The organism is Bradyrhizobium sp. AZCC 2230, assembly GCF_036924495.1.
Classification (GTDB): domain Bacteria; phylum Pseudomonadota; class Alphaproteobacteria; order Rhizobiales; family Xanthobacteraceae; genus Bradyrhizobium; species Bradyrhizobium rifense.
Window position 1 is genome coordinate 7227515 of the sequence record NZ_JAZHRS010000001.1, and the last position, 13187, is coordinate 7240701.

At 64.1% G+C, this 13187-nt stretch carries 16 protein-coding genes and 1 tRNA gene; 8 read left to right on the plus strand and 9 right to left on the minus strand.

Features of this window, described 5'->3' with window-relative positions; all coding sequences use genetic code 11:
• Positions 1 to 18: 18 nt before the first annotated feature.
• On the minus strand, positions 19 to 771 hold the full coding sequence (locus V1280_RS34475; RefSeq protein ID WP_334534995.1) for a sulfite exporter TauE/SafE family protein: 753 nt from the start codon (positions 769 to 771) through the stop codon (positions 19 to 21).
• A gap of 89 nt (positions 772 to 860) precedes the next feature.
• On the opposite strand from V1280_RS34475, the gene V1280_RS34480 reads away from it, so the two are divergent.
• Complete coding sequence (locus tag V1280_RS34480; RefSeq protein WP_334534997.1) at positions 861 to 1751, plus strand: LysR substrate-binding domain-containing protein; 891 nt, start codon at positions 861 to 863, stop codon at positions 1749 to 1751.
• A gap of 172 nt (positions 1752 to 1923) precedes the next feature.
• Here the strand turns inward: V1280_RS34480 and V1280_RS34485 are convergent, their stop codons facing one another.
• The 4 genes from V1280_RS34485 to V1280_RS34500 form a co-directional block, all read right to left on the minus strand.
• The gene (locus tag V1280_RS34485) at positions 1924 to 2913 is read right to left on the minus strand and encodes a Bug family tripartite tricarboxylate transporter substrate binding protein (RefSeq protein ID WP_334534999.1); all 990 of its coding nucleotides are present in this window, start codon (positions 2911 to 2913) and stop codon (positions 1924 to 1926) included.
• Between the two features lie 22 nt (positions 2914 to 2935).
• Positions 2936 to 3718 (minus strand): histidinol-phosphatase, encoded by a 783-nt coding sequence (gene hisN, locus V1280_RS34490; protein ID WP_148778999.1) that lies wholly within the window; start codon positions 3716 to 3718, stop codon positions 2936 to 2938.
• A 47-nt stretch (positions 3719 to 3765) separates the two neighbouring features.
• Positions 3766 to 4134, minus strand: a complete 369-nt coding sequence (locus V1280_RS34495; protein WP_334535003.1) for a hypothetical protein — start codon at positions 4132 to 4134, stop codon at positions 3766 to 3768.
• A gap of 118 nt (positions 4135 to 4252) precedes the next feature.
• Positions 4253 to 5143 (minus strand): N-formylglutamate amidohydrolase, encoded by an 891-nt coding sequence (locus V1280_RS34500; protein WP_148778998.1) that lies wholly within the window; start codon positions 5141 to 5143, stop codon positions 4253 to 4255.
• Positions 5144 to 5479: 336 nt separating this feature from the next.
• Between V1280_RS34500 and cpdR the strand changes: the two genes are divergently transcribed.
• From cpdR to V1280_RS34515, 3 genes are all read left to right on the plus strand, one after another.
• Entirely contained in the window at positions 5480 to 5839 is a 360-nt protein-coding gene (gene cpdR, locus V1280_RS34505) for a cell cycle two-component system response regulator CpdR (protein ID WP_007597092.1), read from the plus strand.
• A 75-nt stretch (positions 5840 to 5914) separates the two neighbouring features.
• A tRNA-Val gene (locus tag V1280_RS34510) sits at positions 5915 to 5989 on the plus strand.
• 28 nt (positions 5990 to 6017) lie between these two features.
• Positions 6018 to 6194: a hypothetical protein gene (locus tag V1280_RS34515; protein WP_334535005.1), complete on the plus strand. Its 177-nt coding sequence runs from the start codon at positions 6018 to 6020 to the stop codon at positions 6192 to 6194.
• Here the strand turns inward: V1280_RS34515 and V1280_RS34520 are convergent.
• Positions 6155 to 6730 carry a TetR/AcrR family transcriptional regulator gene (locus V1280_RS34520; protein ID WP_334535007.1) on the minus strand — a complete coding sequence of 192 codons (576 nt, stop codon included), beginning with the start codon at positions 6728 to 6730 and terminating at the stop codon, positions 6155 to 6157. The genes V1280_RS34515 and V1280_RS34520 overlap by 40 nt on opposite strands.
• 133 nt (positions 6731 to 6863) lie before the next feature.
• Between V1280_RS34520 and V1280_RS34525 the strand changes: the two genes are divergently transcribed.
• Positions 6864 to 7847, plus strand: coding sequence for a zinc-dependent alcohol dehydrogenase family protein (locus tag V1280_RS34525; protein ID WP_334535009.1), 984 nt, complete (start codon positions 6864 to 6866; stop codon positions 7845 to 7847).
• A gap of 112 nt (positions 7848 to 7959) precedes the next feature.
• The gene (locus V1280_RS34530) at positions 7960 to 9027 is read left to right on the plus strand and encodes an alkene reductase (RefSeq protein ID WP_334535011.1); all 1068 of its coding nucleotides are present in this window, start codon (positions 7960 to 7962) and stop codon (positions 9025 to 9027) included.
• A gap of 110 nt (positions 9028 to 9137) precedes the next feature.
• Here the strand turns inward: V1280_RS34530 and V1280_RS34535 are convergent, their stop codons facing one another.
• The gene (locus tag V1280_RS34535) at positions 9138 to 9662 is read right to left on the minus strand and encodes a YybH family protein (RefSeq protein ID WP_334535013.1); all 525 of its coding nucleotides are present in this window, start codon (positions 9660 to 9662) and stop codon (positions 9138 to 9140) included.
• A gap of 117 nt (positions 9663 to 9779) precedes the next feature.
• On the opposite strand from V1280_RS34535, the gene V1280_RS34540 reads away from it, so the two are divergent.
• Positions 9780 to 10331: a TetR/AcrR family transcriptional regulator gene (locus V1280_RS34540; protein WP_334535015.1), complete on the plus strand. Its 552-nt coding sequence runs from the start codon at positions 9780 to 9782 to the stop codon at positions 10329 to 10331.
• Between the two features lie 79 nt (positions 10332 to 10410).
• Here V1280_RS34540 and V1280_RS34545 read toward each other — a convergent pair whose 3' ends face one another.
• A complete protein-coding gene (locus V1280_RS34545; RefSeq protein WP_334535017.1) occupies positions 10411 to 11697 on the minus strand; it encodes a heme-binding protein in 1287 nt (428 codons plus the stop codon).
• 466 nt (positions 11698 to 12163) lie between these two features.
• Between V1280_RS34545 and V1280_RS34550 the strand changes: the two genes are divergently transcribed.
• Entirely contained in the window at positions 12164 to 12409 is a 246-nt protein-coding gene (locus tag V1280_RS34550; RefSeq protein ID WP_334535019.1) for a hypothetical protein, read from the plus strand.
• 168 nt (positions 12410 to 12577) lie between these two features.
• Here V1280_RS34550 and V1280_RS34555 read toward each other — a convergent pair whose 3' ends face one another.
• The gene (locus V1280_RS34555; protein ID WP_334535021.1) at positions 12578 to 13069 is read right to left on the minus strand and encodes an NUDIX hydrolase; all 492 of its coding nucleotides are present in this window, start codon (positions 13067 to 13069) and stop codon (positions 12578 to 12580) included.
• Between the last annotated feature and the right edge of the window lie 118 nt (positions 13070 to 13187).

Below are 13187 nucleotides of genomic sequence, written 5' to 3' on the forward strand. Positions count from 1 at the left end.
GGATGAGTGGATATCACGTCAGACGAATTCCTTCAGCAGCGCGCCGCCGGCCAGATAGACGCCAAGCAAGATCATCGCGACCAGGAACCAGCGGCGGAACGCCTCCGCCGGCATTTTCGCCCGCACCGACTGGCCGATGAACATGCCGGCAAAGGCCGTAGCCATGGCGACGACGCCCGGTACGGCATTGGCTGGCGTCAGCAGGCCGCCGGCGGTGAGGTTGAAGGCGAGCGCCAGCGTTGCGGTGGTGAAGAACACGCCGAGCGCCTGCACCAGCTCGTCCTTCTCCATCCCGATCGCCTGCATGAACGGCATCGAGGGGATCACCTGCACGCCGGTCGAGGCCGAGATCACACCGGTGATGAGGCCAACCACGCCGCCGACCCATTTCTCGTTCTGCGGCGCGACGTGGAACTTGAATGTGCTGAGGCCGATGATGGCGTAGATCACCAAGAGGATGCCGAGCACCACGGTGCCGTAGCGGGCATAGGGTCCGGTCAATGCGCCGGCATTGAGCCAGCATCCGATCACGGTGCCGATCATCAGCGGCCACAGCCGCCCCAGGATGTCGCGCAAATGGGGGCCGACAAACGTCTGCCAGATGTTGGTGACGATGGCGGGCACGATGACGATTGCGATCGCGCGGCTGGGCGCCATGTTCACCGCGAGCAGGCCCATGGAGACCGTCGGCAGGCCGAGCCCGACGACGCCCTTGACGAATCCGGCGACCAGGAAGACGGCGGCGATGAGGATGAGAAGCGGGTCAATCATACTGCCACATTGACTGAAGCCGTGCGTCGGCACAATCTGGAGGTTACGGAGATAGCCTTCGTTTTGGCCGAAGGCTGAGGATACCTGCCATGCGCTTCGATCTTGTCGATCTCCAGCTCTTCATTGCGGTCGCCGACCAGCGCAGCATCACCCGCGGCGCGGAGCGTTCGCATCTGGCGCTCGCGTCCGCCAGCGCGCGCATCAAGGGGCTCGAGGAGGCGCTCGGCGTCGCGCTGCTCAAGCGCGGGCGGCGCGGCGTCGAATTGACCGCGGCCGGCGAGAGCCTGCTCGATCACGCGCGGCTCGTGATCCACCAGATCGACGCCATGCGCGGCGATCTCGCCGGCTTTGCCAGCGGCGTGCGCGCCAGCGTGCACTTCCTTGCCAACACCTCAGGGCTCTCGGAGCATCTGCCAAAAGCGCTGGCCGGCTTCCTGCGCGAGCATCGCGACGTCGCCATCGACATCGAGGAGCGCGAGAGCACCGACATCGCGGCCGCGATCACCGCAGGCGCCGCCGATCTCGGCTTCGCCGCCGAGCACGCGCTGCCCGACCATGTCGAGCGTTTCGTGTTCAGCGAGGATCGCCTGACGCTGGTGACGTCCAGGCGTGGCCCGTTCGCCGGCCGCCGCCAGATCGATTTCCAGGAAGCGAACGCCTGCGAGTTCGTCGGCCTGACCAGCGCCACCGCGCTTCAGATGCATATTTCAAAGCACGCCGCCCGGCTCGGCATGCGCCCGCATTTCCGCGCGCGCTTACGCGACTTCGACGCGATCTGCCAGCTGGTCTCAGCCGATGTCGGCGTCGCGCTGGTGCCGGAATCCGCCGCCCGCCGCTGCGCCAAGCTGATGCCGCTCGCCATGGTCCGCCTGCGCGACGCCTGGGCCAACCGGAGGCTCGTGATCTGCGCGCGCAGCTTCAAGGCGCTGCCGCGGCCGGCCAAGATGCTGGTGGAGCATTTGAGGGCGGCTGCGGTGTAAGGGGGGATTTGGAGTGCCTCTATGTGGGCGGTCGGCTCCCTCTCCCGCTTGCGGGGGAGGGCTGGGGTGGGGGTGTCTCCGCAAGAAAGAGTCCCCAAGAGGAGAAAGCCCTCACCCGCCGCGCTCTGCGAGCGCGTCGACCTCTCCCGCAAGCGGGAGAGGTGTAAACCACCTACTTCGCCGTCTCCACGCCGGCGTCCTTGATCACCTTCGCCCATTTCGCGGTCTCGTCCGCAATGAATGCGCGAAAATGCTCCGGCTCGTCGCCGATCAGCGTCGCGCCCTGCTGGGCGAGCTTGTCCTTCACCGCGGGATCCGCCATCGCCTTGGTCGCGAGGTCATGCAGCGTTGTCACGATCTCCTTCGGCGTGCCCTTCGGCGCGACCATGCCGTACCAGTTCTCGATGCGCAGATCGGGAAAGCCGGCTTCCTTCGTGGTCGGCACGTCGGGGGCGGTCGGGGCGCGTTCCGCTGATCCGACCGCGATCGGCTTCAGCGCGCCGGCCTTGACCTGCGGCAGCAGCACCGGGAGGTCGAGGAACGTCATCTGCACCTGCTGGCCCAAGAGATCGTTCACCGCCGGCGCGGCGCCGCGATAGGGCACGTGCACGATGTCGATCTTGGCCGTCAGCTTGAACAGTTCGCCGGCGAGATGCGGCAGGCTGCCGGGGCCGGAGGAGGCGAAGTTGAGTTTTCCCGGCTGCGCTTTCGCCAGCGCAATCAATTCGCCGATGTCCTTGGCTGGCACATTGGTCGCCACCACCAGCATTTCCGGCACGGTCGCCACCAGCGTCACCGGTGTCAGATCACTCAGCGTGTCGTAGGCCACCTTCTCCATGCTCGGGCTGATCGCGAGCGCACCGGCGGAGGAGATGGCGATGGTGTAGCCGTCGGGCGCGCTCTTGGCGACCGCGTCGGTGCCGAGCACGCCGCCCTGGCCGCCGCGATTGTCGATCAGCACCGGCTGTCCCGCCAGTTCCGATATGCGCTGGCCGATGACGCGGGCGATGATGTCGCTGGGGCCGCCGGCCGGGAACGGCACGATCAGCCTGATCGGTTTTGCCGGAAAATTCTGCGCCGCCGCCACCGACGGCAGCAGCAGAAACAATCCCAAGGACAATCTTGAGAACGATCTAGCGAGAAGCCTGCGTGAGATGGTCATGCAAGCGTCCCGCTGGCGCTTGTTACTGGTTGAGCAGTTTCAATGCTTCTTCGTGGACCCTGGCGTCGCCGGCCGCGACGATGCGGCCGCCGCCCTGGGCCGGCTTGCCTTCCCAGGTGGTGACGACGCCGCCGGCGCCGGTCACGATCGGGATCAGCGCTGCGATGTCGTAGGGCTTCAGCTCGGTCTCGACCACGAGATCGACATGGCCGGCCGCCAGCATGCAATACGAGTAGCAATCGCCGCCATAGCGCGACAGCCGCGCGCCCTGCTCGATCCGGCCGAAAATGGCGCGGTCGCGCTCGTTCATCAGCAGCGGAGAGGTGGTGTAGGTCGTCGCCTCCGACAACGAGGCGCAGCGGCGGACCTGGAGCCGGCGCTCGCCGGAGGGGCCTTTATACGTGGCCGAGCCGTTGTCGCCGGAAAAGCGCTCGCCGATGAAGGGCTGGTGCATCATGCCGTACACCGGCGAGCCCTTGTGCAGCAGCGCGATCAGCGTGCCCCAGATCGGAAAGCCGCCGATGAAGGATTTTGTGCCGTCGATGGGGTCGAGCACCCAGACATAATCAGCGTCCTCGCGCTCATTGCCGAATTCCTCGCCGACGATGCCGTGCTGGGGGAAGCTCGCCTTGATCAGCCGCCGCATCACCGCTTCGGCCGCGCGGTCGGCTTCGGTCACCGGATCGAAATCCTTGGTCTTGCTCTTGTCGTCGATCGACAGCGAGGTGCGGAAGAACGGCAGGATGGTTTCGCCGGACGCGGTGGCAAGCCGTCCGATGAAGGCTGAGAAGTCGATCACCGTCACGGTGCATCCTCAAAACGAAAGTGGGGTGAAGCTTTCATCTGCCTAGCTCAATTCGCCTCTCGCGTGCAGCGCTCCTCGATTTGCACCCTGGTATTTTGAATGCGGATACCGGCTGCCCAAGCGGACCACATGCCGAGCCATATGCTGGCCAAATATCGATCATTGAGTTGAAAACTTAGTTCCGAACATGCCTCGTTCGTATGCAAATGACTATCAACCCATTGAATTTCCTTATCAAAGAAACTGAATCTGGGTTTCTCCAGGAGCAAATGAGCCATGTGTTTTTGCATGGGAAACCGCTCAAAAGCCCTTGCACTTTGTGCGACGCGGCCGCATATTGTTGCGGTGCGGTAGCGCTCTGCGTTACCGCTGCCCTCCTTGGGCGTTTCCTCCCTAGACTTGGGCCGCTTCTTCATCAGAAGCGGCCCTTTTTTCTTGGGGCCTCTGTTTTCAGTTTAGCGCGCATACGCTTGCGAAGCGAAAACGCATTCGCACTTCTCGCAGCGCGCACCATCGTTCGAGAAGCAGTCGCGTCTATTCCGCCGCGGCCTGGAACGGGCCGAGATCGCCGAACGGGATCGTGGTCGCCAGCACATCAGCGAGGACGCCGAAGTCGCTCGCCACCTGCGCAAAGCGCGGGCCGCGCTCGCGCCGGCGCTCGTCCATGTAGATCGCGCGGTTGAACTCGAGTTGCACCGCGTGCAGGCCGCTCGCCGGATTGCCGTAATGCTCGGTGATGAAGCCGCCGGCATAAGGCTTGTTGCGGCCGATCGAATAGCCGAGCCCCGTCATGGTCTCCTCGACGCGGTCGGGCAGCAGCGGCGTGCAGCTCGTGCCGTAGCGGTCGCCGATCACGATGTCGGGCCGGCGCGGCTCGTCCCTGCTGACGCCAACCGACGGCATCGAATGGCAGTCGACCAGCACCACGGTGCCGAACATCTGGTGCACCTTGTTGATCAGCCTGCGCAGCGCGCGATGGTAGGGCTTGTACAGCGTCTCGATCCGCGCCAGCGCGTCGTCGACCAGGATGCGGTCGCGATAGATCTCCTGGCCGTCGCCGACCACGCGCGGAATGGTGCCTAAGCCGCCCGCGACCCGCATCGAGCGCGTGTTGGCAAAGCTCGGCAGCCGGCCGGTGAACATGCGGGGATCGAGCTCATAGGGCTCGCGATTGACGTCGACATAGGAGCGGGGAAAGTTCACCCGCACGGTCGGAAAGCCGCGATCGCTCAAGTGTCCGATCAGCTCGTCCATGAAGGAATCTTCGGACCGCCGAAGTTGCGGCAGGTCGATCCGCGAGGCGCTCAGGAATTCGTCCGGATAGGTCGAGCCGGAATGGGGCGAGTTGAAAATAACAGGCGCGCGCCACTCGGCGGGCTCCACGATCTCGAAGGCTGGCGACACCTCGCCGTCAAACCGGGTCATCTTCTCAGGCTTCGTCCCTTCACGCCGCGCGATCCGGCCAAAATCCAGCAAGCCCCAGATCGAGTGATTCGGCCGATCGAGCGGCTCTTATGTGTCGCCATTGTCCGGAATCGCAACCATTCTGCCAAGCGAAAAGATGTGATCGGCGCTGGAACATGTCTTAACCGTGCGGGCAGGGAGGCGGGGATGCGCAAGTGCTGGTCGATTGATTCGCAAGCCATTCGGGTCCACAAGGGGCTGTGCCGGTCGGGCCCATGGTAAAGATTTTCACCCGAAATTTACCCTCTGTCGGGCTTAGTGACCTCTGCGTACCTTTGGGGATTCGACGTTCCTGCCATGCCAAAAATCCTGCTCGCCGAAGACGACAACGACATGCGCCGTTTCCTGGTCAAGGCGCTGGAAAACGCCGGTTTTCAGGTTTCGTCCCACGACAACGGCATGGCCGCCTATCAGCGGTTGCGGGAGGAGCCGTTCGAGATGCTCCTGACCGACATCGTGATGCCGGAGATGGACGGTATCGAGCTCGCCCGCCGGGCCTCGGAACTCGACCCCGATATCAAGATCATGTTCATCACCGGCTTCGCCGCGGTCGCCCTGAACTCGGATTCGGACGCCCCCAAGAACGCCAAGGTGCTGTCGAAACCCGTTCACCTGCGCGAATTGGTGAGCGAAGTGAACAAGATGCTGGCGGCCTAAATTGGCCCCCTTCCGTCCTTGCACCGGCTCCGCCGAGCCGTTATAGGGACCCCACCCGACGACAATGGACTAATAGGGCACGTAGCTCAGCGGGAGAGCACTACCTTGACATGGTAGGGGTCACAGGTTCGATCCCTGTCGTGCCCACCATCCTTCGCTCGCGATAGCCGAGCGAAGGATGCCACGCCGAAGCCCAACGGGCGCAGGCGGGCTTGTCGCCGCGAGCTACGGCTCGGCAAGCCACGATCCAACCAATCTCGATGCGAAGCGTGACGTCCTGACTGGCGCCAACATCCTGATCGCGCGTCGTCCGCTTCAGGCAAGCAGGGTCATCACCTGGTCGATCACGGCCTGAACCTGCTTTGCATCGGAACCCTGGTGCGCGAGCGTCATCAATCCCGTGTGCACCACCATGATCGTGTGCGCGGTGAGGTCGGGATCAAAGCCTTTCCCGAACTGGGCTCGGTCGGCGCGCAGGCGCGCGCGCAAAAGCTGCTCGAGGCGTCTGTTGTAGCGCTCGATGCTCTTGCGGACTTCCGTCTGGTCGAGCGAGCCGTCGGTCGCCGCGTTGATCGACAGGCAGCCCCGCGATCCCTTTGCGCCCGAGCAATACGGCACGAAGCCCGTGAGCCATTGCCGAATCACGTCGTGGGCCGGACCGGACTGCGCCAGGACGCGCTCGGCCCAGCCGAGGATGCCGTCGTGATAGCGATCGAGCACGCGCAGGAATAGCGCGCTCTTGTCGCCGAACGCCGCATAGAGGCTCGGTTTGGCGATGCCGCTCGCCGCCGTGATCTCGTCGAGTGATGCGGCCTGATAGCCCTTGCGCAAGAATACCTCACGCGCGACTTCGAGCACGTCGTCGGGATCGAAACTGCGTGGTCTTGCCATGCGATCTTTTTATGTACTTCCACCGCGGATGTTAAGCCCTCAAGGAGACGTGACCGGATCAATCCGGCGCCTTTCTTGACGCTTCTCCAGTTGTGTACTACAAAGTACAGAATGAAACGATGGGAGATGACAGATGAAGGCACTTCAGGTCGTAGCGTTTGGAAAGCCCGCTGATGCAGTGAAGCTGAACGACGTGCCCGACGTAGGCGCGCCCGGCCCGGATGAAGTCGTGGTCGCTGTCGAAGCCGCCCCGATCAACGCCACTGACCTCATGATCATGGCGGGACGGTACGGATATCTTCCGCCGCTGCCGGGCACCCTCGGGATCGAGGGCGTCGGCCGCGTGGTCGCCGCAGGCGCGAACGTCAAGACCCTGAAGGAGGGCGACCGAACCCTGATACCGATCCTGCGTCCGAGTTGGACCGAGCGGGTGAAGTTCACCGCGTCGTGGCAGCGACCCTTATCGCCGCAAGCAGATATTCCGCAGCTCGCGATGCTCGGGGTCAATCCGGCGACGGCGTACCTGTTGCTGACCGATATCGTGAAGATCCCGAACGGGGGCTGGGTGATCCAGAACGGCGCCAATTCGGCAACGGGGCGCGCGGTCATCGCAGTGGCGAAATCGCTGGGAATCAAGCTGGTGAACGTCGTCCGACGCGAGGACGTCGTGCCGGAATTGCGCGCTCTGGGAGCGGATGTGGTGCTCGTCGACGGCCCCGACCTGCAAAAACGAGCGGCCAAGGAGACGGGTGGAGCGCCCATCCATCTGGCGCTCGACATGGTCGGCGGCACGTCGACCCTGAATCTGATGAACTGCGTTGCCCCGAAGGGCGTGGTCGTTCTCTACAGCGCGATGAGCGGACAACCCTTCTCCGGCTCGAGTCTCAGCGCGATCTTTGCCGAGGTGTCCGTGCGCGGCTTCTGGCTCGTGCATTGGCAAAAGACCGCCAAGGACGAGACCATGGGTGCAATGTACGATCATCTGACCGCGCTGGTGACGTCGGGCGCGCTCACTGCGCCGGTCGCTGCGGCATATGGTCTGGAGCAATTCCCCGAGGCGATCGCCCAGGCAGCAAGCTTCAAAGGCAAGGTCATCTTTACGCCGAACCGAACCTGATCGTAGATCGAAAATCCCCACACGCCCTGCGTTTCGAAATCAATTTCTATACCGCATGGTATAGAAATCTGGACAACATTGTCGCGATCCCCACGACCGGAGAACAAAGCTCATGCCGTCTCTCTTCGACCCGCTTTCAATTGGTGACCTGACGCTTCCGAACCGCGTGATCATGGCGCCGTTGACAAGGCTCCGGGCCGACCAGAACAAGGTGCCGACGGCGATCATGGCGGACTATTACGCGCAGCGCGCGTCCGCCGGCCTGATCATCTCCGAAGGCGTTCCGGTTTCGCAGCAGGGGGTCGGCTATCGCGGTGTCGCCGGAATCTGGGCGGACGAGCATGTGGGCGGGTGGCGCAACGTGACCAAGGCCGTGAAGGCCGCCGGGGGGCGGATCTTCATGCAGATCTGGCACGTGGGCCGGATTTCCGATCCGGAGTTTCACAACGGACAGGCGCCGGTCGCGCCGAGCGCGCTGGCGGCCAGAGGCAATGTCAGTCTGTTGCGCCCCGAGCGTCCCTTTGTCGTGCCGAGGCCTTTGCCGACCGAGGACGTCGCGGCCGTGGTCGGAGATTTCCGCCGGGCCGCGCAGTTTGCCGAGGCGGCGGGGTTCGACGGTGTCGAACTGCACGGTGCCAATGGCTATTTGCTCGATCAGTTTCTTCAGGATGGATCGAACCAGCGCACCGATCAGTATGGCGGCGCCATCGAAAACAGGGCGCGCCTCATGCTCGAAGCGGTCGATGCGGCGATTGAGGTCTGGGGACCGTCTCGCGTCGCCATGCATCTGGCGCCGCGGGCGGACGTGCACTCGATGGGCGACTCCGACCGGACGGGCACGTTCGGCTACGTCGCGCGTGAGCTCGGGCGGCGCAGCATCGCATTTCTCTGCGTCCGCGAGCATGTTGCGGCCGACAGCCTCGGTCCCCGGCTGAAGGCGGAGTTCGGTGGCGTCTACATCGCCAATGAAGGCTTTAACGCAACGACCGCGCAAGAGGCCCTCGATGCCGGATGGGCCGATGCCGTTGCCTTCGGCAAGGCCTTTATCGCCAATCCCGATCTTCCTGAACGGCTTCGCGCCGGTGCCACGCTCAATGCCCCGCAACCGGCGACGTTCTATGCGACCGGGCCCGAGGGCTACACCGACTATCCCTCCCTGCAATTGCAAAGCGTCGGCTGAGCCGGCTGGCTTGATGACATCTGTGCGGCCCGCACCTCCTGGAGAGATGCGGGCGGTCTGCGCCGGCGCTGCCGGCATGACCGAGGCGAGCGCCGGGACCAGGACCGCCGCTATTTCAGCTCCGTGTTCGCGACCGGCATGATGGACGCAACGTGCCAGCCGTTCGCGTCCTGGACATAGATCTGGCTGATCAGGAATGTATTTTGCTGCGCTGGCTTGCCAGGAAGGCCGCGCGTGAAAACGATTGGCACCAGAACCTGCATCACGTCGTTTGAGATCACAGCGACCCGGAATTTCGACATGTCGGGCTCGAGGTGCCAGGTGCCTTCATAGTAGTCCTTGAACCGGGCGGCGACCGCATCGCGGCCTCGCGTATCGACGTTTCTCGCGAACAGCAGCGTACCGGGCGAATCCAGCAGCATCGCCTTCACCGCGTCGGCGTCGTGCGCATTCTGCGCGGCAATGAATTTTTCGAAGATGGTGCGCGCCTCGGCGTCATTTGCGGCGGCCTGCGCTTGTGCGCCCGCGCCGATCGTCGTGACCAGAGCGAGCAGCATCGCAGCTGCCAGCGCGCTGCGACGTTTCGCCGACAGCCGTGGCGCGGCCAGGCTCGCCGATTTCATTGAATGGAACATGTTCACCTCGTTGTTTCGGCACCAGATTGCCCGGCGCGCCTCCTAATCATGACAATCATCATGTTTATATTCATGATAGATATCATGTAAAATGACGACTCATCACGAGGTGCGCAAATGAAAGTGAGCAAGGAGCAAGTGGCGGAGCATCGGACGCGGATCATGGTCGCGGCTGCGCGCCTGTTCCGGCAGCACGGTTTCGATGACGTCACTGTCGCCGACGTGATGAAGGAAGCCGGTCTGACGCACGGAGCCTTTTATGGGCACTTCCCGTCCAAGGAGGCCTTGATCGCGGAAGCTGTCGGACACGTGCTGCCGTCAGCCGCCAATAGTCCGGACCCGCGCCGGCCGGCGGCGGACTACGCCGACGGTTATCTCAGCGTCCGGCACCGCAACAACCGCGCGACGAGTTGCCTGTTCTCGAGCCTCGGGACGGAGGCGGCGCGAGGCTCAGCCGATCTTCGGCACAGCATGACGCAGGCCATTCGCTACCGGATCGATTATCTGGCGGCCGATGTCGATGGCGGCACGTCTCATGCCAAACGTCGTGCAGCGATTGCGGCCTGGGCGTCGATGGTCGGCGCGATGGTGCTGGCTCGCATTGTCGATGACGACGAGTTTTCGAGAGAGATTCTGTCGGAAACACGCGCATCGCTGCCGCTGCGGTAGCGGCACGGCCGGGCCAGGGCTGGCCCGGTCGTGTCGTCGAACGTTCGAGGGGCGGCCGACGTCTTGTCGTCGCGCCCACTCACGTCAGCGGCAGCAGATGCTCCGGGATCGGCACTGGGGCTGCCGGCACCAGCGAGGCGACGGAGACGTGCGGCCAGGTCAGGCCGTTGAAATCCAGCATGACTTTCTGCGAATACTGGATCTGCGTCGTTGCCACCCGGACGCGGCCGCCGGCGAAAGCCTTGTTCGGCACGAACGGCAGCGTGGCGACGAAGCTCGGCACCAGCGGCACCGTGCCCTTCTGCAGCGGCTGGAGGATGATCGGCGGCTCGCCCGACGCGATGCGCGGCACGTCGATGTCATAGATGACAGTCTCGATCCAGAATACGGCATCCATCTGGAAGGCGTTGGCGTTGGCGCCGTTGCCGCCCGGTGGCGGAGCCGGCACGCCCTGCAGGAACGCGATGTTCGCGGTGCCGCCGGCGAAGTTCGGCGCCTGCGGATGCGGCCCGGCCGAAGGGACGGCCGGCAACGGACCGCCTGATAGCGGCGTGCCGGGCCTGGTCGAGGTCTCGATGATGATGGTCTGGCTGATGGTCTGATGCGCGATCTGATGGCGCAGCACCGTGTTCGGATCGGTGATCATGGCCTGGGTGAGCTTGCCGGAGGCGATCAGCGCGGTGAGGTCCTGCGGCAGCCTGCGTGTGGTCTTGTTGGCCGCGGTCTGATTCTGGAACGTGAACTTGTTGGCCGGATTGCCGCCGAAGAACGGCGTGATGTCGACCGCCGCAATGGTCGGCTTGCCGGCCACCGCCGGCAGCGCGGTGCCTTGCGCGGTGATCGTCGTGCCGTGCGGGATCGAAGCCATGCGCGCGACGGTGAACGGTTCGTGCGGATTGGTGCTGGACGGCACCGCAAGCCAGATGCCGGGCTCGAAGTGAATGCCGACAGGCGTGCCCGTGGTCACGTCGTTGATGGTCTGCAGATAGGGCACGCCGTTCAGGAAGGCATCCGCCTGCGGCCCCGAGCCGCGATTGGGAATCGAGCCGAGATTGTTCGAGAACGACATCGTCTCGTCGGTGAGGTTCAGCTCCAGCACATTGTCGGGCGGGTCGGTGGTGTTGATCGGCCCCGGCATCTGGGTCGGCGTCGTCGCGCTGTCGGGCCGGAAGATCGTGTTGAATCCCTGTCCCGTGAATGTGCCGGCGAAAGCCGACAGCGGCCCGAGCGTCGGCGGCAAGGTGACCGGCACGGCAGCGGGGACGGCAGCAGCGTGTGCGGCAGCCCTGAACACGCTATCGACCTGGTGGATGGAGAAGTTTGCGGTTCTGTTGAAGGCGCTGGTAAGCGGCTTGGGTTCGTCCATGGGGCGTTCCTTATCTTGGCCGCAAGGGCGACCGTCGATGCCGGCGCTCTCCCGGGCCGGCGATCCGGGCTGATCAATGGCTTCTCCGTGTCAGGCCATGCCACGCGCACGCGCGAGATGGCTGTCGCATCGCCGGGAACGGCGAGACGTCGGAATTTTTTGAAACCGGTCGCGATCTTCTGGCTCGTCGTCCGTCGCGGGGATCGTCGGTGTCACCCTGCGCGAAACAACGCTTTGTAAGGGGTGTTCAAAAATGAAATGATCGAAACATACGGGTCGTGCGCCCCGTTCGCCTTGGTTACATCCCGATTATGATACAACCTAAGAGATGCTTCAAGTGTGTTCCATTTCACAAGCGAAAGAGTCGCAGTCACACAAACAATCGGCGTGAACCACCATGCAGGGCGCGGATCATTGCGACTTCCGCTACCGGCGCGTTGCGGACGAACCGAGGAAGAGAAAGTGAATGACGCGGACGATTTGTCTTGCCGCGGCGGCTCTGGCGTTGATGGCATCAAGCGCCGATGCGGCGATGATCGACTGGCAGGCCGAGTTGCAGCGCTGCCGCGCGCTACGCGAGAGCGTGGCGCCGCTGCTTCAGGCTGGCGAGGGGATCTCCGCGGTGGGGCGCTCCAATCGATCCGTCCGCCGCTGCATCTGGATCCAGCGCATGGCGGCGCGCAAGAAAATCCCCGGCGCGGAGACGTGGTAGGTCCTTTCGTCGGGTCGCTGCGGAGGCACTTACGCTCTATCTATCACCGTCACCCTGAGGTGGCCGCTTCTTCAGCGGCCCTCGAAGGGCGACGGCCCGGCTGCCGCACAGGGGCCGTGCATCCTTCGAGGCTCCCGGCGCGATGCTTTGCATCGCGCCACTCGCGCCTCAGGATGACGGATCTGAGAGCTTCGTCGCTGTCCTGTTGTCAGTCCCGAGCAGCAAATCCTTCAGCCCGCTCGGATAGAGGCTCGGGCCACCCGGCACGTCGAGATCGGCGAGGTCGAACCAGCGGGCGACGATCTCCTCTCCGTTGTCCTCGCGAGAATCGATGCGGTCCTGACCCGCGAACGCACGTTGCGGAAACGCGACCTCGGCGATGAACATCACCTCGTGCCCGGTCGCGCCCTCGTGGACAAAGATGTTCTCCATCATCAGCGGCTCGCCTGTGATGGTGATTTCGATGCCGAGCTCCTCGTTGAATTCCCGCACGAGCGCAGTCCGCCAGCTCTCGCCGAACTCGATCTCGCCGCCGAGCGGGCGCACGCCCTTGATCCCGCCAGTATCGTCGCGCACTTCAGCCGCAAGCAGCCGCCCGTCCCGCCAGTGCAGGCCGATCGCGACGACGCGGATGTGGGAATGAGGGCGCCATGTGGTCATGGGGCATCGTTAATCGGTGCCACACGCTTTCGCAACACGGCAACGGCCTCTCCCCGTCACCCTGACGAGCCCGCGAAAGCGGGCGTCTCGAAGGATGGCCACTCGGAACCCATCCCGC